General features: G+C 62.2%; 21 protein-coding genes and 1 pseudogene. 12 read left to right on the top strand and 10 right to left on the bottom strand.

The genetic code is table 11. From position 1 onward, the window contains the following. Positions 1–150: 150 nt before the first annotated feature. From QSV36_RS23915 to QSV36_RS23905, 3 genes are all read left to right on the top strand, one after another. On the top strand, positions 151–759 hold the full coding sequence (locus tag QSV36_RS23915; RefSeq protein ID WP_289135204.1) for a cysteine dioxygenase family protein: 609 nt from the start codon (positions 151–153) through the stop codon (positions 757–759). Continuing rightward, positions 756–2,339: a rhodanese-related sulfurtransferase gene (locus QSV36_RS23910; RefSeq protein WP_289135201.1), complete on the top strand. Its 1,584-nt coding sequence runs from the start codon at positions 756–758 to the stop codon at positions 2,337–2,339. The genes QSV36_RS23915 and QSV36_RS23910 overlap by 4 nt, the downstream gene beginning before the upstream one ends. Positions 2,340–2,652: 313 nt before the next feature. Then, positions 2,653–3,198 carry a hypothetical protein gene (locus QSV36_RS23905; protein ID WP_289135198.1) on the top strand — a complete coding sequence of 182 codons (546 nt, stop codon included), beginning with the start codon at positions 2,653–2,655 and terminating at the stop codon, positions 3,196–3,198. Positions 3,199–3,240: 42 nt separating this feature from the next. On the opposite strand, the gene QSV36_RS23900 is transcribed toward QSV36_RS23905, so the two are convergent. Together QSV36_RS23900 and arfB are read right to left on the bottom strand one after the other, a co-directional pair. Then, positions 3,241–3,870, bottom strand: a complete 630-nt coding sequence (locus tag QSV36_RS23900) for a hypothetical protein (protein WP_289135194.1) — start codon at positions 3,868–3,870, stop codon at positions 3,241–3,243. Positions 3,871–4,095: 225 nt separating this feature from the next. Next, positions 4,096–4,509, bottom strand: a complete 414-nt coding sequence (gene arfB / locus QSV36_RS23895) for an alternative ribosome rescue aminoacyl-tRNA hydrolase ArfB (RefSeq protein ID WP_289135192.1) — start codon at positions 4,507–4,509, stop codon at positions 4,096–4,098. Between the two features lie 407 nt (positions 4,510–4,916). On the opposite strand from arfB, the gene QSV36_RS23890 reads away from it, so the two are divergent. The 4 genes from QSV36_RS23890 to QSV36_RS23875 all read left to right on the top strand — a co-directional run bounded on the left by QSV36_RS23890 (position 4,917) and on the right by QSV36_RS23875 (position 10,366). Beyond that, positions 4,917–5,774, top strand: coding sequence for an SDR family oxidoreductase (locus QSV36_RS23890; RefSeq protein ID WP_170029777.1), 858 nt, complete (start codon positions 4,917–4,919; stop codon positions 5,772–5,774). A 431-nt stretch (positions 5,775–6,205) separates the two neighbouring features. Then, positions 6,206–7,960 carry a glycoside hydrolase family 15 protein gene (locus tag QSV36_RS23885; protein ID WP_289135738.1) on the top strand — a complete coding sequence of 585 codons (1,755 nt, stop codon included), beginning with the start codon at positions 6,206–6,208 and terminating at the stop codon, positions 7,958–7,960. A 220-nt stretch (positions 7,961–8,180) separates the two neighbouring features. Next, positions 8,181–9,188: a zinc-binding alcohol dehydrogenase family protein gene (locus tag QSV36_RS23880; RefSeq protein ID WP_289135190.1), complete on the top strand. Its 1,008-nt coding sequence runs from the start codon at positions 8,181–8,183 to the stop codon at positions 9,186–9,188. Positions 9,189–9,214: 26 nt separating this feature from the next. Then, a complete protein-coding gene (locus QSV36_RS23875) occupies positions 9,215–10,366 on the top strand; it encodes an L-dopachrome tautomerase-related protein (protein WP_289135186.1) in 1,152 nt (383 codons plus the stop codon). Between the two features lie 35 nt (positions 10,367–10,401). Here the strand turns inward: QSV36_RS23875 and QSV36_RS23870 are convergent, their stop codons facing one another. Together QSV36_RS23870 and QSV36_RS23865 are read right to left on the bottom strand one after the other, a co-directional pair. Continuing rightward, the gene (locus QSV36_RS23870; protein WP_502945767.1) at positions 10,402–11,316 is read right to left on the bottom strand and encodes a LysR family transcriptional regulator; all 915 of its coding nucleotides are present in this window, start codon (positions 11,314–11,316) and stop codon (positions 10,402–10,404) included. A 256-nt stretch (positions 11,317–11,572) separates the two neighbouring features. Continuing rightward, a complete protein-coding gene (locus tag QSV36_RS23865; protein WP_289135181.1) occupies positions 11,573–12,052 on the bottom strand; it encodes an Lrp/AsnC family transcriptional regulator in 480 nt (159 codons plus the stop codon). A gap of 159 nt (positions 12,053–12,211) precedes the next feature. On the opposite strand from QSV36_RS23865, the gene QSV36_RS23860 reads away from it, so the two are divergent. The 3 genes from QSV36_RS23860 to QSV36_RS23850 are packed head-to-tail and all read left to right on the top strand — an operon-like array spanning position 12,212 to position 17,436. Then, positions 12,212–14,038, top strand: coding sequence for a tyrosinase family protein (locus QSV36_RS23860; RefSeq protein ID WP_289135180.1), 1,827 nt, complete (start codon positions 12,212–12,214; stop codon positions 14,036–14,038). Next, on the top strand, positions 14,035–15,771 hold the full coding sequence (locus tag QSV36_RS23855; RefSeq protein WP_289135178.1) for a DUF8225 domain-containing protein: 1,737 nt from the start codon (positions 14,035–14,037) through the stop codon (positions 15,769–15,771). Before QSV36_RS23860 ends, QSV36_RS23855 begins: the two co-directional genes overlap by 4 nt. A gap of 60 nt (positions 15,772–15,831) precedes the next feature. Beyond that, on the top strand, positions 15,832–17,436 hold the full coding sequence (locus QSV36_RS23850; protein ID WP_289135175.1) for a hypothetical protein: 1,605 nt from the start codon (positions 15,832–15,834) through the stop codon (positions 17,434–17,436). 45 nt (positions 17,437–17,481) lie between these two features. Here the strand turns inward: QSV36_RS23850 and QSV36_RS23845 are convergent, their stop codons facing one another. Together QSV36_RS23845 and QSV36_RS23840 are read right to left on the bottom strand one after the other, a co-directional pair. Next, complete coding sequence (locus QSV36_RS23845; RefSeq protein ID WP_289135172.1) at positions 17,482–17,943, bottom strand: MaoC family dehydratase; 462 nt, start codon at positions 17,941–17,943, stop codon at positions 17,482–17,484. 46 nt (positions 17,944–17,989) lie between these two features. Next, positions 17,990–18,940, bottom strand: a complete 951-nt coding sequence (locus tag QSV36_RS23840; RefSeq protein ID WP_289135169.1) for a GlxA family transcriptional regulator — start codon at positions 18,938–18,940, stop codon at positions 17,990–17,992. Positions 18,941–19,048: 108 nt separating this feature from the next. On the opposite strand from QSV36_RS23840, the gene QSV36_RS23835 reads away from it, so the two are divergent. Together QSV36_RS23835 and QSV36_RS23830 are read left to right on the top strand one after the other, a co-directional pair. Continuing rightward, the gene (locus QSV36_RS23835; protein ID WP_289135166.1) at positions 19,049–19,846 is read left to right on the top strand and encodes an SDR family NAD(P)-dependent oxidoreductase; all 798 of its coding nucleotides are present in this window, start codon (positions 19,049–19,051) and stop codon (positions 19,844–19,846) included. Between the two features lie 22 nt (positions 19,847–19,868). Continuing rightward, the gene (locus tag QSV36_RS23830) at positions 19,869–20,633 is read left to right on the top strand and encodes an SDR family oxidoreductase (RefSeq protein ID WP_289135163.1); all 765 of its coding nucleotides are present in this window, start codon (positions 19,869–19,871) and stop codon (positions 20,631–20,633) included. Positions 20,634–20,675: 42 nt separating this feature from the next. On the opposite strand, the gene QSV36_RS23825 is transcribed toward QSV36_RS23830, so the two are convergent. From QSV36_RS23825 to QSV36_RS23810, 4 genes and pseudogenes are all read right to left on the bottom strand, one after another. Then, positions 20,676–22,052, bottom strand: a complete 1,377-nt coding sequence (locus QSV36_RS23825) for an LLM class flavin-dependent oxidoreductase (protein WP_289135161.1) — start codon at positions 22,050–22,052, stop codon at positions 20,676–20,678. A 139-nt stretch (positions 22,053–22,191) separates the two neighbouring features. After that, positions 22,192–22,800 (bottom strand): annotated as a pseudogene (locus tag QSV36_RS23820) (dTMP kinase); the annotation flags it as partial. A 118-nt stretch (positions 22,801–22,918) separates the two neighbouring features. Continuing rightward, positions 22,919–24,508, bottom strand: a complete 1,590-nt coding sequence (locus tag QSV36_RS23815; RefSeq protein ID WP_289135157.1) for a GGDEF domain-containing protein — start codon at positions 24,506–24,508, stop codon at positions 22,919–22,921. A 224-nt stretch (positions 24,509–24,732) separates the two neighbouring features. Continuing rightward, positions 24,733–25,273: thiamine pyrophosphate-dependent enzyme (locus tag QSV36_RS23810; protein ID WP_289135154.1), on the bottom strand; the 541-nt coding region annotated here is incomplete at its 5' end.

Here is a 25,273-nt window from a genome sequence, read left to right as displayed (position 1 = left end):
AACCTCATGCTTGCGACCGGTCCCATTTCAAAACAGAACAGCGCCTGTGTAAATGCGTTTATCGCATATTAGCTTATTATTATTTTGCATTTTGCGAATAGAAAAGAGGTTTGCTAGGGTTACTTCAAACCCGAAAGCCGAGCCTGACCCATGACCCAGAACCTGCGCCCGGAGCGCTTGCGTCATTTCATCGACCGCTTCGCCGCGTTGCTCGACCAGCAACCTGACGAAGCCACCCTGCTTGACCATGGCCAGCAACTGCTGGCCGAACTGGTCGCCCAGGACGACTGGTTGCCGGACGACCTTGCCCAGCCCGATCCGCAGCGTTACCAGCAGTACCTGTTGCATTGCGATTCTCGCCAACGCTTTTCAGTGGTGAGCTTTGTCTGGGGCCCCGGGCAACAGACCCCCATCCACGACCACCGGGTCTGGGGCCTGATTGGCATGCTGCGCGGCGCCGAGCTCGCCCAGGGCTTCGCCCGCGACGCACAGGGCGCGCTGCGGCCCGAGGGCGCGGCGGTGCGCCTGGCGCCCGGCCAGGTGGAAGCGGTGTCGCCGCGTATCGGCGACATTCATCAAGTCAGCAATGCCTTCAGCGACCAGGTTTCGATCAGCATCCACCTCTACGGCGGCAACATCGGCGCGGTCAAGCGCGCCGTATACGCCGTGGACGGCAGCGAGAAACCGTTCATTTCCGGCTACTCCAACACCCACCTGCCCAACATCTGGGACCTGTCCAGCGAGAACCCTGACCGATGAGCACCGTCACCACCCGCCACTACCACGACATCCGCCACGCCCTGCTGGCGCGGGAGGAACTGGCTCTGATCGACGTACGCGAAGAAGACCCGTTCGCCCAGGACCACCCACTCTTCGCCGCCAACATTCCGCTGTCGAAACTGGAGCTGGAGGTGCTCGCCCGGGTGCCGCGGGCAGACACCGCCATCACCGTCTACGACAATGGCGAAGGCCTCGCCGCCGTGGCCGCACAACGCCTGTTGGCGCTGGGCTACAGCGACGTCGCCATCCTCGAAGGCGGCCTTGCCGGCTGGCGCGCCGCCGGCGGCGAGCTGTTCCGCGACGTCAACGTGCCCAGCAAGGCCTTTGGCGAACTGGTAGAGAGCGTGCGCCACACGCCGTCGCTGGCCGCCGAGCAGGTGCAGGCGTTGCTGGATGAAAAAGCTGACGTGGTAGTGCTGGATGCCCGCCGTTTCGACGAATACCAGACCATGAGCATTCCAGGCGGCATCAGCGTGCCCGGCGCCGAACTGGTGCTGCGCGTGGCCGAACTGGCGCCGGACCCGAACACCCAGGTGATCGTCAACTGTGCCGGGCGTACCCGCAGCATCATCGGTACCCAGTCACTGGTCAACGCCGGCATCCCCAACCCGGTGGCAGCCCTGCGCAACGGCACCATCGGCTGGACCCTGGCCGGCCAGCAACTGGCCCACGGGCAGCAGCGGCGGTTCAGCGCAGTCGGCGCCGGCACCCGTGCCAATGCGGCGCGCCAGGCTCGAACAGTGGCCGACCGTGCCGGGGTCCTGCGCCTGGACCGCGCCGGGCTGGCGCAATGGCAGGCCGAAGCCGACCGCACCACCTACCTGTTCGACGTGCGCACGCCCGAGGAATACAGCACCGGGCACCTGCCTGGCAGCCGCTCGGTACCGGGTGGTCAGCTGGTGCAGGAAACCGACCATGTGGCAAGCGTGCGCGGGGCGCGCATCGTGCTGGTGGATGACGACGGTGTACGCGCCAACATGAGCGCCTCGTGGCTGGCACAGATGGGCTGGCAAGTGGCGGTGCTCGATGGCCTGGTCGCGGCGGACTTCAGCGCGACTGGCGAATGGCAGCCAGCGCTGCCGGAATTGCCCGCAGCCAGCACGATCAGTGTCGAACAATTGGCCAACTGGCTGGAGGAAGGCGGCACCGTGTTGCTCGACTTCACCACCAGCGCCAACTATGTCAAGCGCCATATCCCCGGCGCGCACTGGGCAATCCGCGCCCAGCTGGGGCAAGTGCTGGAACGCCTGCCCCAGGCCAGCCGCTTCGTGCTGACCTGTGGCAGCAGCCTGTTGGCGCGCTTTGCCGCGCGCGATCTGCAGGCCCTGACGCGTACCCCGGTGTATGTGCTCGAAGGTGGTACCACACGCTGGATCGATGCCGGGCAACCGCTGGAAACCGGCGAAACGCGGCTTGCCGTTCCACGCAGCGATCGCTACCGGCGCCCGTACGAGGGCACGGACAATCCCCGCGAGGCGATGCAGGGGTATCTGGATTGGGAATTTGGGCTGATTGCCCAACTCGAGCGTGATGGTACCCACGGGTTCCAGGTGCTGTGAGCCTGGATAACTGTTCGCCTTGGGGGATGTAGCGCCTGTGAGACCGAGCGCCGCGCGGGCGGCGCTCGATCTCATCGGCAACGAAGATCTTGAGCCAAACACTAGAACAGCCCGCTAGGGGTCGAAAGCTGTCATGCGCAACCGTCCGCTCTACGGCGCATTTTATCTACTTGAAACCGCTCGTGAGGGCAGCCGGGTTTTACTGACGTGTATCGTTCCGGCCGTTCCGTGCAGTCATTTGCCTGTCAAGACTTGATAGCACAAGGCCACCAATTGATAATCGTGCTTTCTCCCCCTCACGCAAGGACCTGCCGTGAAGAAGCGCTACCTGACCCTCCCCCTCTGTGCTCTGTTACTGCAGGGGTGTGGTGTGACCATGGCCCGTTATGAGCCCAACTTCCAGAACGTTCAACAGCTCAAGCAGAATGCGCCACTGCAGCCGGTGCAAGAGGCCCAGGTTGCAGCTGACGCCGGCCAGGACTCGCTCATGGTTCGCCTGAACCCGATATCTTCACCCGAAGGTAGCGTTCCCCTGCACATTCAAGCCGCGATCAATGACGAACTCCGTCATGCCGGCCTGCTTGATCCGCGCGCCGATCGACAGCTACAAATCCAATTGATCAAGAGTCAACTCAATTCTGGTGTAGCCAACGGCCATGGTGAGCTGGCCGCTCACTTCACTGTGCGCAAGGGCGATGTGGTGTTGTATGAAACCACGAAACAGGTGCAGCAGGACTGGAACAGCAGCTTTTTCGGCCCGATCGCCATACCCGCTGCAGCGAACAACTACAACCCGATGCTGCAAAACCTGCTCAAGACCCTTTATACCGACCCGCAGTTCATCCAGGCCTTGAAATAAACACGGAAATAGAGCCGCAGTCGCGGCTCATTTCTCAACGCCTCAGCTGCGTGGGACAGGTGTATCGACAGCGGAATACTTCAGGCGATTGCTCTCGAACCAGTCCTTCAGCAGTGCATTCACCTGCCGATTGAAAGTATCGGTAACCGCTGCTTTCGGGGTGTTACCTACGAGTGGCAGGAACCAGATTCCCATCCACGTATTGATCGCGTCATGGTTGCTGCTCTTGCCAAGCGACTGACCACGGTCGTCCAAGGTTTCCAGGCTCATGGTGTATTGGTCTGTTGCCAATGCCGGGATGATCGTGAACGTGAAACCACTGATGAAGGCGAGCACCATCTGCCCACCACCAGGCGCATGGTTGTAGACCTTGAGTCGAAGGTTGTAATCGCCAGGTTGCTTCTCGAACTCATCAAAGGTCACATGGCCAAAAAGGCCTGATTCGATGAACGCACGCTTGAGCTCTGGTTTAAACATGTCTCGAGCTTGCGGTACTTCATTAGCGCTACTGGGATCGCCCTGAAAAAAGTCAAAATCCACATAGACGTTCGGCTTGTTCGCGTAGCTGGCCATCGACGGCAGTTCCACAGGCGCTACCTCATCCTTGGTGAAGCTCGCGCATCCACCGAGGCTGACAGCCAAGGCAAGCCCCAGGAATTTTACAAATCGCATTTCATCTTCCTTGCAAGATCAATAAGTTGCTTCACATGAAGTCGATGCGGATTCTAGAGGGATTTCGTTGATTGCAAAAGGCCATCACTACCGAGCATTGGCTTTGCGATTGCGCCTGAGCACGCGAGCACCACTGAAACGTGGCTGAAATGCGCTGAGGAAGCCATGTACCCGGTCAAGCAACGGCGCGGGTGTCTGCGCGCCTACAGGCCGCTCCTACAAGCACTAGAAATCCACCTTCCCCCGCCCCGCCTTGACCGTGCTGCGCCTGGCTTTCCCCTCGAGGCGGCGGGTCTTCGAGCCGAGGGTCGATTTGGTGGGGCGGCGTTTCTTCTCGGTCTTGCCGGCAGCGATGATCAACTCGGCAAGACGCGCCAGTGCGTCAGCACGGTTCTGTTCCTGGGTGCGGTACTGCTGCGCCTTGATGATCAACACGCCGTCGCCGGTGATGCGACTGTCACGCAGCGCCAGCAGCCGCTCCTTGTAGAACTCGGGCAAGGATGAGGCCGGGATGTCGAAGCGCAGGTGCACAGCGCTGGACACTTTGTTGACATTCTGCCCACCCGCGCCCTGCGCGCGAATGTAGCTCAGTTCGATTTCGGCATCTGGCAGATGTACGTTATTGGAGATGATCAGCATGGCATGGCCCCTGGGAATCGCCCCCATTATCGCCGCCTTCGTCGCGGTCCCATAGCACAACACAAGATTCTTTGAATCAGCATGGCGATGGCAGCGCTCGCCTGGCGCTGACGCCTGCCCGCGCGCGGATACGCTGATGGCGGCAGCGACAGGCATGTACGACGTGCCTGCAGTCTCGTAAGGCGAAGCGTGTTGTGCCCATGCTGAACATCCAGGGTTATGAGGATTGGCCTCCGAGCTACGGGATGAGTTTGGACCTGGGTGAGGTAGAACAGGCGATGGGGCGTGGAATTCTGTTGCAATGATGTCCCGCACCGCTCGTCGTACCAACTGCAGATTGAAACCAACACGCCGGGGCCAGGCCTCTCGAACCGGTATGAATGTTCTCAACTGCAGGAGCTTCTACCATGCGAGACTTCCCTACCCCGCCGTTTCCTTCTCAGCCTCAGAGTGTCCCTGGCTCACAGCGCAAGATGGAGCCCCACCCGGATTGTGGTGAGCAGTCGTACACCGGCCACAATCGCCTCGAAGGCAAGATTGCACTGATTACCGGAGCAGACAGCGGCATCGGACGGGCCGTAGCGATTGCCTATGCCCGTGAAGGTGCCGACGTCGCCATCGCTTATCTGAATGAACATGAAGACGCGCAAGAAACCGCACGCTGGGTCGAAGCCGCAGGCCGTCAATGCCTGCTTTTACCCGGAGACCTGGCGCAGAAACAGCACTGCTACGACATCGTCGAAAAGACAGTGAGCCAGTTCGGGCGTATCGACATCCTGGTCAACAACGCGGCGTTTCAGATGGCCCATGAGTCCCTGGAAGAGATTGATGATGATGAATGGGTGAAGACCTTCGATACCAATATCACCGCCATCTTCCGTATCTGCCAGGCGGCACTGCCTTCCATGCCCAAGGGCAGTTCGATCATCAATACGAGCTCGGTCAATTCCGACGATCCGTCCCCCAGCCTGCTGGCCTATGCCGCGACCAAAGGGGCCATTGCCAACTTCACTGCTGGCCTGGCTCAACTGCTTGGCAAGAAAGGCATTCGGGTCAACAGCGTCGCGCCAGGCCCTATCTGGACGCCTTTGATTCCGGCAACCATGCCGGACGAGGCCGTCAGGAACTTTGGCTCCAGCTATCCGATGGGGCGACCGGGGCAGCCGGTCGAAGTCGCGCCGATCTACGTGCTGCTGGGCTCCGACGAGGCCAGTTACATCAGTGGTTCACGTTACGCAGTGACTGGCGGCAAACCGATCCTTTAGCGACGATCCTTGGCGAAAGGCTCGCCGTGCTGGCGAGCCTTCGCTTTTTGCATGGCAGTATCAGCGTTTGTGCTGAACGTGATCACGGGCCGTTTTCTGCGCTGTCGAATCATGGGCTGTACCCGTGGATCCATCCGGACGATGGGCATCGTTGTCTCGTTCCTCTTCCCCATGCGGCTTCGTCTGCGCGCCTGCCTTCTGCCTGTCCCTCTCTTTCTTCATCTTGCGCTCCGGAATTTCAGCCTTTGAACAAGGGAAGCCCGAGCGCGGACAAAGTTCATTTTCCTCTATTTGCGCAGCGCTCACACAAGGCGAACCAGACGCCGGATAGCCGTGTCGGAATCAGAACAGGTGATATCGAAGGCACACCGATGGAAAGAGAACCGGTAGAGACTCAACAGGGTGCAGCTCAGCGAGATGAGGGTGGATGGTTGCCCCTGGAGCAGTATGCTGCGCTCGGCGATGGGCGCTCTGTGGCACTGACTGGTCTGGACGGTTCCATCGACTGGTGGTGTGTGCCGCACATGGACTCACCACCCCTGTTCGACAAGCTGCTGGCTCCGCAAACAGGAGGCTACTTTTCCATTACCCCCAACCAGCCGTTCGTTGCTGAGCGGCGCTACCTGCCAGGCAGCAACGTCCTCGAGACACTCTTCACGACCGACGACGGTCGTGCGCGGCTGACCGAGTCCTTGAACAGCGGCCCTGCCGGGCGTTTGCCCTGGGCCGAACTTGCCAGGCGCATCGAAGGTATCGAGGGTAGGGTCGACTTCGAGATCGCCGTCGACTTCGGAACCCAAGCCGACACGGTAAGCCCCTACGTGGCACCGAATGACAATGCCTGCGTTTTTCATGCGGGCCGAATACTCGGCATGTTCCTGCACGACCATCATGTGCACATCCAACGCAAGGACGACATGGGCGTCCGTGCTGTACTTCGCCTTGCTGCGGGACAACGCTCGGTGGTCGCAATCATCGCGGGGCGTGATGAGCCGCTGGTGGTACCGCCATTGGCCCTGATCGATGAACGCATCGACGGCTCGCATCGGGAGTGGTGCCAATGGTCAAGGGGGCTGCTCTACGACGGCCCGTATCAGGCCCAGGTCATCCGAAATGCGCTGGCCCTCAAACTGCTGCTGTCCTCTCCGAGTGGTTCGATCATGGCGGCAGCGACCTCGTCCCTTCCCGAACGGATTGGCGGCGGCAAGAACTACGACTACCGCTTCGCCTGGATACGCGATGCCGGCTACACCATCGAAGCATTTCTGGGCATCGGCGCTCAGCCAGAAGCCAAGGCTGCTTTTACCTGGCTATTGCGCCGGCTGGATGAACATGGGCCGCGGGTGTTCTATACCCTCGACGGTGCAATCGGTGATTGCCTGCGCCCGGTCGCTCTGCCTGGCTACAAGAACTCGCCACCCGTTGTCGGCAACGACGCCCGCGACCAACTTCAACACGGGGTGTTCGGTGACATCTTCGAAACAGCGCGCTGCTTCATCGACAGCGGCAACATTCTCGATGGCCCGAGCGCCATGCTCCTCTCAGGCCTTGCCGACCAGTGCGCCGACGGTTGGCGCCAGCAGGACGCCGGTATCTGGGAATTGCCGGAAAAGCAGCACTACACGATGTCCAAGATCAGTTGCTGGCAAGCCTTGAGCCGAGCCATCGAACTGGCAGATGGAGGCCATCTTCCCACCACCTGCCGGGAACGCTGGGATCGCGAGCGGCAGCGTATCCAGGAATGGATTGAGGTGCACTGCTGGAATGAGGAACGCCAGGCCTATGTTTTCCATCCACACAGCGCGCGGCTGGATGCCTCGCTGGCATTGGCCGTCAGGTTCGGCTACCCCAGCAAGAAACGTCTACGCAGCACGCTGGACGCCCTCGACCATGATCTCAAAGCCGGCGCTTTCCACTATCGCTACACCGATGCACAGGGAGAGGAAGGTTGCTTCCTGGCCTGCACTTTCTGGTTGATCGAAGCCTGGGCCATTCTGGGTGACCAGGAGCGCGCGGTGGCCACCTATTCAGACGCTTTGAAAGGGCTAGCCCACGGGGTAGGCATCTACTCGGAGATGGTCGATCCGCAGACGGGGCAGTATCTGGGCAACCTTCCGCAGGGCTTGACTCACCTGGCGGCCCTAAGAGCTGCGATGGCCATTGGTGGCTACCATCCCGAAAGGTGATAACGCACGCGGCTGGCGACAGTATCAACTGGATGCCGCCTCACATGTCCCCAGCAGCACAGCGAGCCCGAACCAGAGGCCTGGACGCTGCGAATCAACGCGGGCGCCAGCATTCAGATTTTCAGCAAAACGCGGAAAGTCTTCCGGCAATCACCTTGTTTTTCAGAAAACGCCCAACGGCTAGCCTGTCACCACTTCTCACCTGCAAGGACACCTCCGAATGAAAGCCATCGTCTACGACATCCCAGGCCTTCCGATTGAAGACTCGCAGTCGCTGTTCGAGCACGAACTGCCCAAGCCGACGCCGGGCGCCAGGGATCTGCTGGTCGAAGTCAAGGCCATCGCGGTCAACCCGGTCGACACCAAGGTCAGAGCCAGCCGTGGCGGCGACCGCCCTCAAGTGTTGGGTTGGGATGCAGTGGGTATCGTTCGCGAAGTCGGCGCCGAGGTATCGTTGTTCCAGCCTGGCGACGAAGTGTTCTATGCCGGCGCAATCGATCGCCCTGGTACCTACAGCGAGTTTCACCTGGTCGACGAGCGCATCGTCGGGCACAAGCCGCGTACGCTGGACAACGCCAGCGCCGCCGCCTTGCCACTGACCTCGATCACGGCCTGGGAGCTGCTGTTCGACCGCCTGGGTGTAGAGGAAAATGGCGGTGCCGGTCAGAGCCTGCTGATCATCGGCGCCAGCGGCGGTGTCGGCTCGATCCTGCTGCAGCTCGCCAGCAAGCTCACCCAGCTCCAGGTGATCGGCAGCGCTTCGCGCCCTGAAACCCAGGCATGGGTCACTGAGCTCGGCGCGCATCACGTCATCGACCATTCGGCAGCCATCGCCCCGCAACTGCAGCAACTCGGGCTGCACCCGGTGGACTACGTGATAAGCCTGACCCACACCGACAGCTACCTGGCGCAGATCGTCGAAGTATTGCGCCCGCAAGGCAAGCTCGCGCTGATCGACGACCCGGCGCAGCTGGATGTGGTGCCGTTCAAGCGCAAGTCGCTGTCGGTGCATTGGGAGCTGATGTTCACCCGCTCGCTGTACCAGACCGAAGACATGATCAAGCAGCACCAACTGCTGGAAAAGATATCGTCACTGATCGACGACGGGGTTATCCGCACTACCGTTGGCGAACATTTCGGCAGCATCAGTGCCAGCAACCTCAAACGGGCCCACGCGCTGATCGAAAGCGGCAAGGCGAAAGGCAAGATTGTCCTGGAAGGCTTCTGATCATTCATCCACACAAGGACTGGACAATGAACGCATGGTTCAAGATGGCTGGCCTGGCACTGGCCGTCACTCTCAATGGTGTGGCGCTCGCCGACAGTGCCAGCGGCACCGGGGCACGCCTCGAACGCGTCTACACCTTCAACGGGGCGATGCCGACCGGCGTGACGGTGAGCGAAACGGGGCGGATATTCGTGAACTTCCCGAGGTGGGGTGATGACGTTCCGTATACAGTGGCAGAAATCGCTCAAGGGCGACTGGTGCCCTACCCTGACCTGCAGACCAATGTGGCTGATCTTGCGCATCCGGCAAAAAACTTCATCAGTGTGCAAAGCGTGGTTGCCGACGGCAAAGGCCGTGTCTGGGTTCTCGACACGGCTGCGCCGAAGTTCGCCCAACCCACACGGGGCGGCGCGAAACTGGTCGCCATCGACCTGGCCACCAACAAGCCTGTGAAAACGGTGGTATTCCCCGGGTCGGTCATCCTGCCGAGCACCTATGTGAACGATGTCCGCTTCGATTTTCGGGTGGGTGGTGAAGGTACGGCCTATGTCACGGACTCTTCGGTCAGCGGCCCGGGCGGGATCATTGTCGTCGATCTTGCCAGCGGCAATGCCGTACGGCGCCTGAGCGGCGCCAAGTCCACTTCGGCGGACCCTGCATTCGTTCCGGTCGTGGAAGGCAAACCGGCACTGGTCACGCGTAACGCCAGAGGTGAGGCTGGTCTGTTGACCGTGGCTTCCGACGGTATCGCACTTTCCAGCGACGGCCAGACCCTCTATTTCTGCCCGTTGTCGAGTCGACATCTTTACTCAGTGCCCACGCAGTTGTTGCGCGATCCTTCAATAAGCGACGCCGAGCTTGAACAAGCGGTTGTCGACCTGGGTGAGAAAGGTGCTTCGGACGGACTTGAAGCCGATGCCAATGGCGCTGTCTATGCTGGCGATTACGAACATAACGCTATTCGCAAACGCCACGCCGATGGCAGCTGGGAGACCCTGGTCGAGGATTCCCGGGTGCTTTGGCCGGATACCTTGTCCATCGGCCCGGATGGATACCTTTACTTCACCGCCAACCAACTGCATCGGTCGGCAGGCTTCAACGACGGGCAAGACAAACGCGTGAAGCCCTACAGCCTGATGCGGGTGAAAGTCGACGCCGGGCCCGCCCGGACGTATTGACACGGCGCCATGGCGTGACGGGGCCACCAGCCCCGTCATCCTCCTCCGTTACCCGCCAGGAGTTGCTCGAAACGCTCCGCCAGGAACGCCCTCAGCGCCTGGACAGCGGGCGTGAGCGATGTTCGGTGAGCGCACACCAGCTGCAAGGGCGCGGGTTGACCGTAATCACCAGGGAACAGCTCGATCAGGCGCCCTGCGCGCAGGTCCGCCAGAACGTCCAGCCTGGATTTGTAGACGATGCCAAATCCTGCAACGCCCCAGCGCCTTACGATATCGGCGTCGTCGCTGACGCGATCACCGGTCACGGGGATGGTCCTGAGTCCGTCGTGCGTATCGAAGCTCCATCGCTCGTAGGTCTGTTCGCCCATCACATAGCGCAGGCAGTTGTGCCTGGCCAGGTCTTCCAGGGTGGCTGGCGCGCCATGTCGAGCGATATAGCCGGGTGAAGCGCACACCGTTCGGCGATTTTTCGCAGCGAGCATCAGCGAGACAAGGCTGGAATCGGCAAGCTGGCCGTATCGGATACTCGCGTCCAGTTGCTGGCCGACAAGGTCAGCCACCTGATCGCTGACCCGCAGTTGCAGCAGCAACCTGGGATGCGATTGCTGGAACTCGTCAAGCCAGGGCAGGAGCACATTTCTGCCGATATCCGAAGGCATGGACAGGCGCAGCACGCCGGCGATTTCATCGCGCCCCTCGGTCAGGGCAACCTCACCGTTACCCAGAGCCTCCAGGGCCTGGCGAGCATGGGCCAGGTATCGCTCGCCATCGTCCGATAGGCGCAAACGCCGCGTGGAGCGCACGAACAGCCTGGCGCCCAGGCTGCCCTCCAGACGCTGGACGGCCCCGCTGGCCAGTGCTGGCGAGATATCCAGCAACCTGGCCGCTGCCGAGAAACTTCCTGCAGAGGCTGTGGTGACGAAGACCTGAAGGTCATCAACCCGAACTATTTTCTTCACAGTGGATAATTCTTGAGCTGGGCGTAAGGGCCCAAGGGTAGCGACATTGCAGATTCCCGCACAGCCTTCGCTTGTCACAATGCCGAGCCGGGAATTTGATCAGGCGCCGAAATTGAACGCGGATCGAGCTTCGGCAGGCCAAAGGATGTACCTCTGAGCGCGAGGAGCCAGCAGGCACCTCTTAAATGGCCTGTCGAGCTGCATCAGTGCTTGCCCTATGGGCCTTTGTCGCCCCCCCCCCTGACCTTCAGATATCGACGGCGTGCTGCCACCCTCCCGCCAACGGCAACTCATAGGACTTCTTCACCGTCCGTACCACCAAGGTCGATGAATAGGTACGAATCGGAATTTCCCGGTAGGTGTCGAGAAACCGGTAGATGTAGTCGGTGTATTCGGTGGCGTCACGAAACTTGGCCACCATGACGAAATCGAACTCGCCGGTCATCAGGTAGCAGTCCTGGATCTCCGGGTGGCTGGCCAGGATGTGCTGCATCTTGCGGTCGATGTCGTTGCTGTCGCGGTCCAGCTTGACCAGAAAAAAGGCCGTCACCTGAATGCCCAGCTTGCGCTCGTCCAGTATCGCGACCTTGGCCTTGATGATGCCGGCGCTTTCCAGGCGCCGGATCCGCCGGTAGCAACTGGTGGAAGACAGCCCGATGCTGTCACTGAGCAAATCCAGATTCTGGCAGCAATCCTTTTGCAGCTTTCCCAGAATCTTCAGATCCATGGCGTCTGTCATTTTTCCCGTGTCTTCCTTGAAAAAATGCAATGAATCCGCCGCACGGACGCGCCAAGTTGCACGATTCCCTGCGCGCTGGCCCTCTAACATCAACTCAGCTTAGCAGCCCGGCCAGATCTGGCCTCCAGGGCGCAGGAGAGGGACCTCATGATCATTGCTAAACCGACGTGGACGGCGGACATATACAACCTTTTTACCGCCCCCTACTGGATTCCTGCCGCGCAGCGGGCGGCCGTGTCAGCCTCCTGGATCGGCTGCATGAACGGCTATTTCGTCTACCTGGACGACCCGGCGTCGGTCAAGGCCTGGTCAGAAACCATCTACCAGCACCTGGCCTCGCGCAACATGCCGCTGACCCTCGACCAGCAGCAGTTCTGGCCCATCGATGCGCTGGAAACCTTCCGCTTGTGGGTCAACCAGGGCTGGCGTCTCGACGCCAGTTCGCCCTTCGATGTGGCCGAGCGTATTCCGCCGCCAGACCTGCCGCACCCGGTCAAGCGGGTACGGCAGGACATCCGCGCACTGAGCCTCGAGGAACTCAACCTGTACCGCGCCCGCCTGGATGACGTGATGCAGGTGGGCGACCCCGACAGCGGTTCGCCGTGGCAACGCTACGCCTACATCCATACCAACTGGTGCCTGCATTACCAGGAGGCGTTCGCCCTGTGGCACCGGGCGTACCTGTTGTACCTGGAACAACTGATCGACTGCGCCATCCCCTACTGGGACTGGATGGCCGAAGATGCCAGCGTAGACGGCAGCCCACAGGCCGGCCTGCCCCAGGCCTTTCTCGACGAAACATACGTGCATCCGCACAGCGGCGAGACCCGGCGCAACCCGCTGCGTTACGCAGCGGCCAAAGACGGGCGGTCCAAGGCTTGCGCCAGTGGCGCGGCCAATGAACCGGACTGCCGCTATGTGCAGCGCAATCCGCTGTTCTACACCCGTGGTGAAGAATCGCGCCTGGAGCGCACCCGCTTGTACGGCATGAGCCGGGTTTTCCAGCAACAGGTGGTGGACGCCCTGAAGTTCACTACCTTCAGCCAGCCACAGGGTGTACCCGGCTATCCCTGGGCCAACATTCCGGTGTTCGACCCGCCCCAGGAAGACCGCCTCTACCCCAATCGTGCGCTCAATTTCGACGGCCTGTACGAGCAACCCCACGACAACTATCACGGCTGGATCGGCGGCGACATGGCCGACAACGCCTACACCGCCTTCGACCCGGTGTTCTGCTCCTATCACGCCAATATCGACCGCATGCTCGAGGTCTGGATCAGGGCCAATCCGGGGGCGCAATTCACCACGCAGTGCCTGTTGCAGCCATTTTCAGGCCGCGACGCCACGCAGGTCACCTTTACCAGCGCCGACGCCTGGCGCTACACCACGCTGGGCGACATGGCCCAGGACAGCCGGCATATCGGCTACGACTACGGCGTGCCGGTGGCGCCACAATTTGGCACGCGCAAGCCGACTCGCCACGCCTGTTGCGAGCACGGCGCAGTGGCCGGCACCGTGGCAAATGGCGCTGCAGGGCCCGGCCCGTGGGTGGTGTTCGATCATGTGCGCTGCACCCACGACACCTATCTGATCGACGTGTTTCTCGATCAGCCCGACGCCACCGCACTACACGTCAGCGCCGACAACCCTCACTACGTGGGGCGCTTCAGCCGCATCGGCATGGGCCTGGAGGACGACAAGGGCCGCTGTATCAGGCATGGCGTGTCGCGCGCATTGAATGCGGCCCGCAACGCCGCTGCGCTGGGCCTTGGCCCTGCCGATGCGGTGCAGGTGTCGCTGCTGGTGACCCATCCCGACAGTGGCCGCGTGCTGACGCCTGACGAATACACCCACCTGCCCGGTTTCATCGCCCAACTGGTGTGGGACGACCCACGCCAAACCCTCGCCGGCCCACCTCCGGTCGCCGGCTGCTGCTCCGTTTCCACCTCACCCGCACCTGGAGAACCGACATGAGCACGCCCTTCAACCAGTTCACCTCTCCCGCCGAACAAGCGCCCGAGGACTACAACAAGCTGGGCCTGGAAGACCAGCTGCCGCAGTTCGAGAGCGACTGGAACAACTACCTCACCGGCTGGACCGAATCGTCCATCATCGGCAACCCGTGGTCGAGCCTGTACGACGCCCCACGCTCGGGCTACTACAACCCGCTGGTGGAAGGTTTCGGTGATGTGGTTGTGCCGGCGATCACCTGGGCGCCCTTCCCCAACCGGCTGTGGACGTTCTTCTACAACAACGGTGCGGCGGTCGTTCCCCAACTGGGCGGCAAAGCCATGACCCTGCAACAGGTAATGGAGCTGGCCGACTACGGCCAGATCACCCTCAACGACACCCTCTACACGCTGTACGACCCGGACAACAAAGGCACCCTGCTGCAACTGCCGGCCAAACGCTGCCCCAGCATCGACTGGAACGGCAAGTACACCGCGTTCTCACCCTCCGGCCCACGCGGCTGGCTTGATGAATACTGCGAGTGGTCGATCGTGCGCGACGCCAACGGCAACATGCGCAAGATTACCTTCACCTGCGAAAACCCGGCGTACTACCTGGCCATGTGGCGCATCGACCCGAACGCCGTGCTGGGCCTGTACCGTGAATACATCGACCCCAACGTGCAGCTCGAAGACCTGTACCTGCGCTACACCGTCGATTGCCCGACCGGCAAGGCTGGCGACCCGGTCATCGACCCCACCACCGGCCTGCCGGCCTATGACACGGTGAACAAGTGGAATGCCGGCACGGCCTGTGTGCCCGGCCAGTTTGGCGGGGCCATGCACTTGACCTCCGGCCCCAACACCCTCAGCGCCGAGGTGTACCTGGCCGCCGCCGCTACCATCCTGCGCCCGGTGACCAGCAGCCAGAACGCCCAGTCGCTGATCTGCTGCGCCCAGTATGGGCAGAACTATCGCAACTCCGACCCGCACATCGGTTTCATGGCCAATTCCAAGGCAGTGAACAACCGCTTGTCACTGACCAATCCGATTGGCCTGTACCTGCAGCAACCCACCGACTTCAGCACCTGGAAAGGCCCGCAAGGCCAGGATGTGAGCCAGTATTGGCGGGTTACGCGCGGCACTGCCAAGTCGGCCGCCAACGGCTCCGACCAAATCCTCCAGGCCGTGTTCGAAGTGCCGGAAAGCGCAGGCTTCTCGATCAACGAAATCACGATCAACAAGCAACCGGTCGACTATGTGTGGGTCATCGCCCAACAACTGCTGGTGGGCCTGAGCGTCAGTGCTCTACCGCCCGCCACCACCCCTCCATCCTTCCCCTGCGTGCAGGAGCGGGTGACGGGCCTGCAGCCCTGGCCGGTGCAGTTGCTGCCGCTGGACCTGTTCTACGGCCAGTCACCCACCGACCTGCCGGCCTGGCTTGCGCCGGGCAGCAGCAACCAGTTCGTGCTGGTGGTACAAGGCGCCGACCCGAACACCACGGCGCAGAGTGCCAGGGTGCAGTTCTCCAACCCTGGCATCAGCGCGCAGGTCACCCAGTTCCTGCCTGACGCCTCGGCCATTCCCGGGCAGACCAATGCGGGCGGCACCCAGGCCTACGTCGTGACCATCACGGTCAGCCCCAGCGCCGCCCCCGGCCTGGTGACGGTGCGTGCCCTCAATCCGGGCGAAGACGGGAACGTGAGCGCAGCAGACCACCCGTGGGAATCCGGCTTGGCGCTGGTGCCAGGTGCCTGAAGCACGCCCACTATCGCCGCACCTTCGGGTGCGGCTTCCCTGCTTGCAAGGAGCGCAATGATGTCCAGGTTACGCTTGTGCCTTCTGTCGCTGCTAAGCGGCATGCTGCTGTGCCTGTCGACCCTGCCAGCCGCCACGGCGGCGCCAATGTCGGACGCCGATGCCTGTGTACAGCAACAGTTGGTATTCAACCCGGCCAGCGGCGGATTTCTGCCGGTCAACAACTTCAATGCCAGCAACCAGGCATTCATGAACTGTTTTGCCTGGCAGCTGTTCATTGCCCTGAACTGGCCGGTGAACCCCGGCTGGCCAGCCACTGCCAGCCTGGCCGGTGAACCCGACATGAACAGTACCCTGGCGCAGTTCGGTGTGCCCTCCGAACCTGGGCAACCCATGAGCGTGGCGCCGGTATGGGCCAGCTACAAAGACGCCAACGATATCTTCCTGCCCGGCGCGCCCAAGCCCAGCGGTTGGGGCGTGCAAACCCTGGTGCCGTCCGGTTGTAGCACCCAGGGCAGCCTCAAGGCCCTCAAGGTGGGTGCCCGAAAGTTCATGAACGCCACATCCGAAGGCGCGATCAATGCCGTGCACGGTTTCCACCTGTCCAGCGGGACGCTCGCGTCCATTCCGGACCCGGTCATGGAGGCGTCCGGTGGCTGGTTGACCGACCAGGCGGGCAACCTGGTGTTCTTTGAACGCAAGGTGGGCAAGGCCGAGTTCGACTATATCGTCGGCAAGGGGCTGTATGACGCCGCCAACCAGTTGAAGGTCGCGCAAAACGCCGACGGCAATACGCCGGAAGGGCTGTCGCTGCCCATTGGCGAACCGATGCGCTCGCTACCGCCATCCCCGGTGCCGCAGGAACAACTCGGCGCCATCGAACTCAAGGCCGCCTGGCGCATACTGACCGGCAAACCCGAACTGTACGGGCGCTACCTGACCACTGTCGCCTGGCTCAAGCGCCCTGACACGCTAGTGTGCAACCAGGAAGTGGTGGGACTGGTGGGCCTGCATATCATCAACAAGACCCAGGCTTCGCCGAACTTCATCTGGACCACCTTCGAGCAGGTCGACAACGTACCCGAGCCGGGTCAGGTACCGCCGCAACAAACCCCACCGAACGGCTTCGCCTTCAACAACCCGGACTGCGGCAGCGGCCCTGAGTGTCAACCGAACGAGCCTCGTATCCAGTGCAAGCAACACCACCCTGACCGGGACTGCACCGATCTGTTCCCACGTGACCAGCCAGTGCAGACCACTCGCGAGCATCCTGTGCCCAGCGACCTGCAAGCGCTCAACGGTGCAGTGCAAACCAACTTCGCGCAGCACAGCCAGGGCAAGTCGGTGTTCCAGTATTACAAACTGATCAACGTGCTTTGGACCCTCGCGCCCACCCCGCCCAGCCCGGAACCAGGCGCCAACGCACCGGTGCCGTTGTCGTACGGGGCGTACATCAGCCAGGGCAACGTGCCGGTGGCCAACACCACCCTGGAAACCTATGTGCAGGGTGATGACTGCAACCAGTGCCATCAGTACGCGACGATTGCCGGCAGCAGCTCGCTGGCCTCGGACTTCTCGTTCCTGTTCAACAGTGCCAGTTCCGCCAGCAAGCACAGCCTGATCAAGCGCGTCCAAGCCTTCGAAACCCTGAAGGAGCGTCGCTGAAGCGCAAACGGGGCGATCATCGATCGCCCCGAATCCGGTTGCGCCCTAGCCAGGCTCGCGGCGAAACACCAGCACCCGGGCCAAGCTGCGCTGGCACACGGCGCCGTGCTGATTGCAGGTTTCGCTTTCCAGCAGCGCCATGCCCCGCTCAGGCCGGGACTTGGAAGCGGTAAGCTCCTTCACCGTCGTCGTCACGCGCAATCTGTCGCCCGGGCGCACGGCCTGTGGCCAGCTGATCTCGCTGCCAGCACCGATCAGCCCACCAGCCAGCGGCACGCTTGCAACCAGCAAACGCATCGTCACTGCCGCCGTATGCCATCCGCTTGCCGCGAGGCCTTTGAAAAAACTCGCCTGCGCCGCTTCGGCATCGGTATGAAAGGGCTGCGGATCGAACTCGGCGGCGAAGTGCAAAATGCGCTCGGTGGTCATTTCATAAGACTCGCTGGTGAAAGACGCCCCCACCGCAAGGTCTTCGAAATACAGCTTGTTCTGTTCGACAGCTGCCATGTGCTCTCTCCTGGTTCGATGTGAAGGGCCTCTGGCGCCCTGTTGTTCACGCAGAAACGACACGCCTGGCATCCCGCCGCACTGCTTGCGGCGGCACGCCGAAACCGCGGATGAACACCTCGCGCATGTGCCGCCGGTCCCTGAAGCCGGTCTCCCTGGCAACCACATCGAGGCTATGCCGGCTCTGCTCGATCATCAACCGCGCGGCCTCCAGGCGCAGGCTTTCCACGGCCTTGGCCGGTGATTGCCCGGTTTCGGCGGTGAATACGCGGGTAAACTGACGCGGGCTCAGATGCACCACCCCGGCCAGCTCCTCGACGCTCAACGAACGGCCCAGATGCTTGCGGGCATAATCCAGCGCGGCCTGGATACGGTCCGACCGGGGCGACAACGCCAGCAGCTCGGAATGCTGGGATTGCCCACCCGAACGGCGCTGGTGCATGACCAGCTTGTGCGCCACAGACCGAGCCACCTCGGCGCCCAGGTCTTTTTCCACCATGCCCAGCGCCATGTCCAGGGCTGCTGTCATGCCGGCGGAGGTCCATACAGAACCATCCACGATGAAGATGCGGTCTTCCTCCACCTCGACTTGTGGGCACATCTCGCGCAGCTTCCTGGCATAGGCCCAGTGCGTTGTCGCGCGTCGCCCATCCAGCACCCCCGCATGGGCCAGGACGAAGGTGCCGGTGCACAGCCCGGCGGTGCGCCGTGCGCCTTCGACAAAGCCGCGCACGCTGGCCAGCACGGCCTCATCAGGTACCGTCAAGGGCGTCAGGGTGCCAGTGACCATCCAGGTGTCGGCCAGGCCCGCAGCGCCCAAAGCCAGCGTGTCGATATGCATGCCCAGCGAGGAGCGCACGGTGCCGCCCTGGATGGAGAAGTTCTGAATCCTGTAGACCGCTTCGCCGGTGACGATATTGGCAAACTCGAACACCGCCTGGGTTGCCAGGGACATGATCTGGAAGCCTTCGGTCATCAGATAGCCAACCCGGTGCATCGTCGAACTCCTGTTGCAATGTCTCGAAAGCGTACCATATACGTCGTTTGAGACAAACGTAACCCTTGTCATCATGGCTCCACCGCAACCCCACCACGGAGCATGACCATGACGCAGCAATTCAAAGGCACCGCGCTGATCACCGGCGCTTCCAGCGGAATCGGCGCGATCTACGCAGAGCGCCTGGCCCGCCGCGGCTACGACCTGATACTGGTGGCGCGTAACCGGGAGCGCCTGAACGACCTGGCCAGCCGCCTTACCACTGCCACCCGACAGAATGTAGAGGTGTTTCCGGCCGACTTGGCCAGTGCCGATGACCTGGCCAAGGTGGAGCGCAAGCTGCGCGAGGACGCCAGTATCAGCCTGCTGGTGAACAACGCCGGCATCGGCACCCATACCAGCCTGCTGGAAAGTGATGTCGAGCGCATGGCCGAAATGATCACCCTCAACGTCACCGCCCTCACCCGCCTGACCTACGCGGCCGTGCCGGGCTTCGTCGCTCGTCGACAAGGTGCGGTGATCAACATCTCGTCGGTGGTGAGCCTTACCCCAGAGCGGCTCAACGGTGTCTATGGCGGCAGCAAGGCCTATGTCACCGCGTTCAGCCATTCCCTGCACAACGAACTTGCCGAACAAGGCATCCAGATCCAGGCGGTACTGCCCGGCGCCACCGCGACCGACTTCTGGCAGATCGGTGGCTTGCCGGTCGAGAACCTGGACCCGGCCATCGTGATGTCGGCCGAGGACCTGGTGGACGGTGCCCTGCAGGATTTCGACGCCGGCAAACTGATTTCCATTCCCTCGCTGCATGACCTCGGGGCGTTCGAGCGCTACGAAGCCAGCCGCCAGGCCCTGTCCAGCCAGTTGTCCAGCAACCGGCTGGCCCCGCGTTACGCCGCCAATTGATCACCAGTAAAGGAAACCACTCATGAAACTCAGCGCCAACACCATTTTCATCACCGGCGGCACCTCGGGCATTGGTCGTGCCCTGGCCGAGGCTTTCCATCAGCGTGGCAACCAGGTGATCGTCGCCGGCCGCCGCCAGGCACTGCTGGACCAGATCGCCCAGGCCAACCCCGGTATCGATACCGTGCGGCTCGACATCAACGACCCGCAGCAGATCAGGGAGGTCGCCCAGGAGGTCATCCGCCGCCACCCTTCGCTGAACGTGATCATCAACAACGCCGGTATCATGCCCTTCGACAACCCGGCATCGGGTGACTATGACGACGCCCAGGCGGTGAGCCTGCTGCAGACCAATCTGCTCGGCCCGGTAAGGGTCAGCGCGGCCTTCGTGGAACACCTGAAACGCCAACCTGATGCCTACATCATCAATAACAGCTCGGTGCTGGCCTACTTGCCGCTGGCGGCCACCGCACTGTATTCGGCGAGCAAGGCTGCCCTGCACTCCTATTCCTTGTCGCAACGCTTCAGCCTGCGCGACACCAGCGTGAAAGTACTGGAAATCGCCCCGCCTTGGGTCGATACCGACCTGGTTCACAAAAGCGGTGATGAACGCGCCATGCCGCTCGATGCGTTCATTGAAGAAACCCTGGTCAAGCTCGAGACCGCGACAACCGAGGTGCTGGTGGACCGGGTCGTCGCGCTGCGCGCCAACCAGGGGATCAACGAGCACGCGCTGATCAACCAGTTCAACCAGGCGCTGGTCGAAAACCCGATTCCCGTTGCCTGAGTCGGCCCCGTCGGCCGCCCGCAGGCATTCACCGCCAGGCCGTCACCAGGCCGAACGGAATGACGCCCCATAGGCATTAGGCGGCAACCGGCTGGCACCATCCGCTCTCAATCGGGAGCGGAAGGTCCCGGTCTGTGGTTGGCTCCGGTACAGCCCACGCTTCTGCAGCTCTGGTACGACCAACTCGACAAAATCCTCCAGCGTCCCGGGGCTGGTCAACGGGTTGAGCATGTAGCCACTGGTAGCCGAAATGCGCGCATGCTCCTCGATGCGATCGGCCACCTGCTGCGGCGTACCTACCAGAATCAGGTCGGTGCCCCGCGTGACGTTGGCAAAGCGCTTCCTGACGTCCCCAGCGGTCAACGGCTTGCCGCTGCCATCCGGGCGCATCATGTAGGAAGTCAGGCCTTCGGTGTGGTTCGACAGGGCATCACTGTCGGCATAGCGGCTCAGGTCGAAGCCGGTGTCACCGGCATAGCTGACCAGTTGGGCCTCCAGGTGATAGTGGCTTTGCAACTGATCGTACTTGCGCTGCGCCTCGATCTCGGTTTTGCCGGTGACAATGCGCAGTACCGTCAATGACTGCACATCGCCGCGGTCGCGGCCACGCGCCTCGGCCATGGCCCAGATCTCTTCCAGGCCCTGGCGGATTTCGTGGGGGTCGGACTTGGCGATGAATATCAGCTCGGCATGTTTGGCGGCGAACTCGCGCCCCCGGCCCGACCAGCCTGCCTGAATCAGCAAGGGCGTGCGCTGTGGTGACGGCGCACAGAGGTGCGGCCCGGCCACCCGGTAACGTTCACCGACGTGGTCGACAGGCTTGACCCGGTGCCCCTGGGCATACACCTGGCGTGCCTTGTCGGCAACCACAGCATCATCCGCCCAGCTGCCTTCCCACAGTTTGTAGACCACGTCCATGAATTCCTCGGCACGCTCGTAGCGGTCGCCATGCCTGATCATCTGGTCCAGGCCGAAATTGCGCGCCGCGCTGGACAGATACGACGTGACGATGTTCCAGCCGATCCTGCCACTGGTCATGTGGTCCAGCGTGCTGAACCGCCGGGCGTGGGTGAACGGATGTTCGTAGCTGGTGGTAACGGTGGCACCGAACGCCAGGTGCCGGGTAATCGCGGCCAGCCCAGGGATGATCATCAACGGGTCGTTGGCAGGTGCCTCGACGGCCCATTTGACCGCCGCATCCGCATTACCGCCGAACACGTCGTAGAAACCCAGTACGTCGGCGAAGAACAACATGTCGAGGTTGGCCTGGTCGGCGATACGGGCCTGGTTGGCCCAGAACTCGAAGGTGTTGGCCGCCAGGCGTTCGTCAGCCGGGTGAGTCCAGAGACTCGGTGCGCCACCGCAGCCGACACTGGCCTGTTCGTAAAGGGCAAACAATAGGGGTTTCGGGTCGGACATCGGCGGTTACTCGGTAGGCAAAAAGTTTTTAAATAGTAAATAGCAATATAAAAACGTTTTGAACTACCGATATGGAATATACATGTGCCGCCGGGCTATAGGCCGTAACTGCAAGGACGGTCAATTCCGGCGAGACCGACCGAAGCAGGCTGTCGATCTCCGCCACGATCTGCCGGGTTGCGTCCTCGATTGGCCCTTCATTACGGCACAGCACCCAGCCGTGTTCCGCGACCGCACGCTCGAATGCCTCGGTACAGGCCACCTGCTCGTCCAGGCTGTGCATCACCGTACTGCCCAGCCCGCGCGTTCGTGCCGCCGCCCTTGCCCATGAGGTAACCGGGGCCGTGACCACCCCGACGTGCAGATCCGGCACTTGCACCTTGCGCGCAATGTTCAGCCGCAGGATCTCGGCGAACGGCACTGTGCGACGGAATGCGGCATCCGACGGGTACCAGCGATCGATCAGAATGATGCTGCCCGGTGGTTGCGCCGGCAGGATCTGCCTGGAAATCCAGGCACGGCTTTCGGCAAGGCGCTCGCACACGCTCAACTCAAGCTCCCGGCAGGGCTGCCTGGCCAGCTGGTTGACCAAGGCCATGGTTTCTCCCCGCCTGGGGTCGCTGTTCTTTTCGCTCAGCCGGATGACTTTGTGCCGGGCCACCCTCAAGGCCTGGGTAACCGCCTCAAGCAGCGTGGTCTTGCCAGTGCCCTTGGGCCCATCGATGGAAACAAACAGCGGGCGGGTCATCGTTCAGTACCAGTCGGGCCGGGCGCGGGATGAGAGCATTGATAGCGGTATGGCTGCAAGGGGTACCCGACAGGAGAACATCTGTATCCCGAAGCAATGCGCCAGCCTTGCCCGACACTCAGGCGGGCTGTTCATCGACAAGCGGCCAATCCGCACTGACCACGCGGTTGCGCCCTGTTTCCTTGGCTTTGTACAAGCGCTCGTCGGCGCATTTGAGGATGGCGGTGGAGGTTTGCTCTGCGCAGCTGCGACAGGCAACCCCGATGGAAATCGTCATGGCCCCTACCTTGTCCAGCGGGCTGGTCGCGATCGTCGTGCGGATGCGTTCGGCAATCTCGGTGGCCATTTGCAGGCCAGTATCCGGCAACAACAGGCAGAACTCTTCTCCCCCGGCGCGGCAAGCCAGGTCACCTGCGCGGGAACAGGACTGGATAATGCCCGCGATATGCTGCAGGGCGACATCTCCCACATCGTGCCCCCAGGTATCGTTCACCCGCTTGAAGTGGTCGATATCCAGCGCCAGCGCGCAGTACGGCTGCGCCTGCGTGTCGAGGACAGCCAGCGCAGCGTTCATGCCCCGGCGGTTGACCAGGCCGGTCAGCGGGTCACTCTCTGCAGCATGGTTCAGGCTGCTGATCTTCTGGTCCAGCGACTGGATCCCCGACACCAGTGCGCTGCGAATCGCCGCGGCTTCGGCATACCAGGCGTTCACCGCATGCAATTCCCGGCTGGCAGCGAGCTCGGGAACATGTTGGGCACTGTTGGCCAGCTGGCGCAGCGGCCGCGTGACCCAGGTGGACACCACCAGCATCAGTGCCAGCCCGAGCAGGCTCACCGGAAGCAGCTTGAACAACATGTCATGCATCAGGTTACGCAACGGATACAACGCGTTGTCTCGCGGTTGCTGGGTGACCACTGCCCAGTGCGCGCCCTTGACCTCGGCATACCCGGCCAACATCGGTATACCCCGGTAATCTGTCGTCACCAGCTCTCCCTCTTGCCCGCCGCGCAAGGCAGCATGAGCCGTCGCGCTGGAGCTCAGCACCGCCCCCAGCCTGGTTGCATCCGGGTGGTACAGGATCTGCAGGTTCTCATCCACGACGAAGGCAAATGCATCCGCCAGTTGATGCCCACCCAGCAGGTTGCTCATGACCCCGCCCTCACGCAGGTTGACCACCCCGCCGATCAAGCCAAGCACCTTGCCTGCGCCGTCGCGTACCGGGTTGGAGATGAGCACACTGAAATGGCCCGCTGGGGAAATGAACGCCTGGCTGACCAACGGGCGCCCTGCGCTTGCCGCTAGCCTGACGGCGTTGGCGAGTTTCACGGCTTTGTCGAAGTCCAGGTGCGGGTAAGCGTCAAGGATGTTCCCCGAAGCATCGGCCGTGATCACGATTTGCAGCTCGGAATCCTGCACCTGCAGGCGTGTCACTTCGGCTTGCACCAGGGCACGGTCGGTAAAACCCGAGCCGATCAGCTGGCTGCTGTATTGCAGGCGCTCGTGCACCGAATGGATGAACTGATCGATGCCCGACGCCACTTTGTAGGCGTAGGCCTTATGGGACTCCAGCGCCGAATGGATCAGCGCGTCCCGTAACACCCCATGGGCCACAACCAGACACGTGGCCAGGGTCACCAGGACACTGGCTGACAACAGCATCAGCATCAGGCCGCGGATGCCAATCAACTGCGCGCTCTTTCGCTCCATGAAACCGGCTCCCCCTGCCCCCTTCAGAGCGTAGAAGACTCCGGTACCGGCGCAAGGGGTGAAACGCAACCTCGTGTAGGAGCAGCCTTGTGTCGCGATGGGCCGCAGCGCGGCCCCCGGCAATTGCTGCAGTGATACTGGCTAACCGGGGGCCGCGCTGCGGCCCTTCGCGACACAAGGCCGCCCTTGCACAAAGGCCAGCAGTGGCGCAGGCCTGTCAGGCGTTACACCGCCAGCGCGCGCTCACGCAGCTCGCTGTTGAGGATGCGGTCGTTCTCGCTGTAGTCGACCGGGCAGTCGATCACGTGCACGCCTGGGGTGTTGATGCAGTGCTCGAGCAGCGGCAGCAGGCCGTCGGCGCTTTCCACGCGGTGGCCGTTGGCACCGTAGGCTTCGGCGTACTTGACGAAGTCCGGGTTGCCATAGTCCAGGCCGAAATCGGTGAAGCCCATGTTGGCCTGCTTCCAGCGGATCATGCCGTAGCCATCGTCACGCAGGATCACCACGGTGATGTGCATGCCCAGGCGGACTGCCGTTTCCAGCTCCTGGCTGTTCATCATGAAGCCGCCGTCGCCACACACCGAGATCACCGGGCGGTCCGGGTGCACCAGGTGCGCCGCCATCGCCGATGGCAGGCCGGCACCCATGGTCGCCAGGGCGTTGTCCAGCAGCACGGTGTTGGGCTTGTGTGCCTTGTAGTTGCGGGCGAACCAGATCTTGTAGATGCCGTTGTCCAGGGCGACGATGCCTTCGGACGGCAGCACG

Origin of the sequence: Pseudomonas sp. BCRC 81390 (genome assembly GCF_030341915.1) — a bacterium.
Taxonomy (GTDB): Bacteria; Pseudomonadota; Gammaproteobacteria; order Pseudomonadales; family Pseudomonadaceae; genus Aquipseudomonas.
The sequence above is the reverse complement of the archived record's forward strand: the minus strand, read 5'-3'. Positions and strand labels throughout refer to the sequence as shown.

Coding starts and splice junctions, on each gene's coding strand:
- QSV36_RS23860 (WP_289135180.1), top strand. CDS start 12,212: ATGATCATTGCTAAACCGACGTGGACGGCGGACATATACAACCTTTTT.
- QSV36_RS23890 (WP_170029777.1), top strand. CDS start 4,917: ATGCGAGACTTCCCTACCCCGCCGTTTCCTTCTCAGCCTCAGAGTGTC.
- QSV36_RS23845 (WP_289135172.1), bottom strand. CDS start 17,943: ATGGCAGCTGTCGAACAGAACAAGCTGTATTTCGAAGACCTTGCGGTG.
- QSV36_RS23850 (WP_289135175.1), top strand. CDS start 15,832: ATGTCCAGGTTACGCTTGTGCCTTCTGTCGCTGCTAAGCGGCATGCTG.
- arfB (WP_289135192.1), bottom strand. CDS start 4,509: ATGCTGATCATCTCCAATAACGTACATCTGCCAGATGCCGAAATCGAA.
- QSV36_RS23900 (WP_289135194.1), bottom strand. CDS start 3,870: ATGCGATTTGTAAAATTCCTGGGGCTTGCCTTGGCTGTCAGCCTCGGT.
- QSV36_RS23880 (WP_289135190.1), top strand. CDS start 8,181: ATGAAAGCCATCGTCTACGACATCCCAGGCCTTCCGATTGAAGACTCG.
- QSV36_RS23915 (WP_289135204.1), top strand. CDS start 151: ATGACCCAGAACCTGCGCCCGGAGCGCTTGCGTCATTTCATCGACCGC.
- QSV36_RS23840 (WP_289135169.1), bottom strand. CDS start 18,940: ATGCACCGGGTTGGCTATCTGATGACCGAAGGCTTCCAGATCATGTCC.
- QSV36_RS23865 (WP_289135181.1), bottom strand. CDS start 12,052: ATGGATCTGAAGATTCTGGGAAAGCTGCAAAAGGATTGCTGCCAGAAT.
- QSV36_RS23875 (WP_289135186.1), top strand. CDS start 9,215: ATGAACGCATGGTTCAAGATGGCTGGCCTGGCACTGGCCGTCACTCTC.
- QSV36_RS23855 (WP_289135178.1), top strand. CDS start 14,035: ATGAGCACGCCCTTCAACCAGTTCACCTCTCCCGCCGAACAAGCGCCC.
- QSV36_RS23815 (WP_289135157.1), bottom strand. CDS start 24,508: ATGGAGCGAAAGAGCGCGCAGTTGATTGGCATCCGCGGCCTGATGCTG.
- QSV36_RS23910 (WP_289135201.1), top strand. CDS start 756: ATGAGCACCGTCACCACCCGCCACTACCACGACATCCGCCACGCCCTG.
- QSV36_RS23835 (WP_289135166.1), top strand. CDS start 19,049: ATGACGCAGCAATTCAAAGGCACCGCGCTGATCACCGGCGCTTCCAGC.
- QSV36_RS23830 (WP_289135163.1), top strand. CDS start 19,869: ATGAAACTCAGCGCCAACACCATTTTCATCACCGGCGGCACCTCGGGC.
- QSV36_RS23825 (WP_289135161.1), bottom strand. CDS start 22,052: ATGTCCGACCCGAAACCCCTATTGTTTGCCCTTTACGAACAGGCCAGT.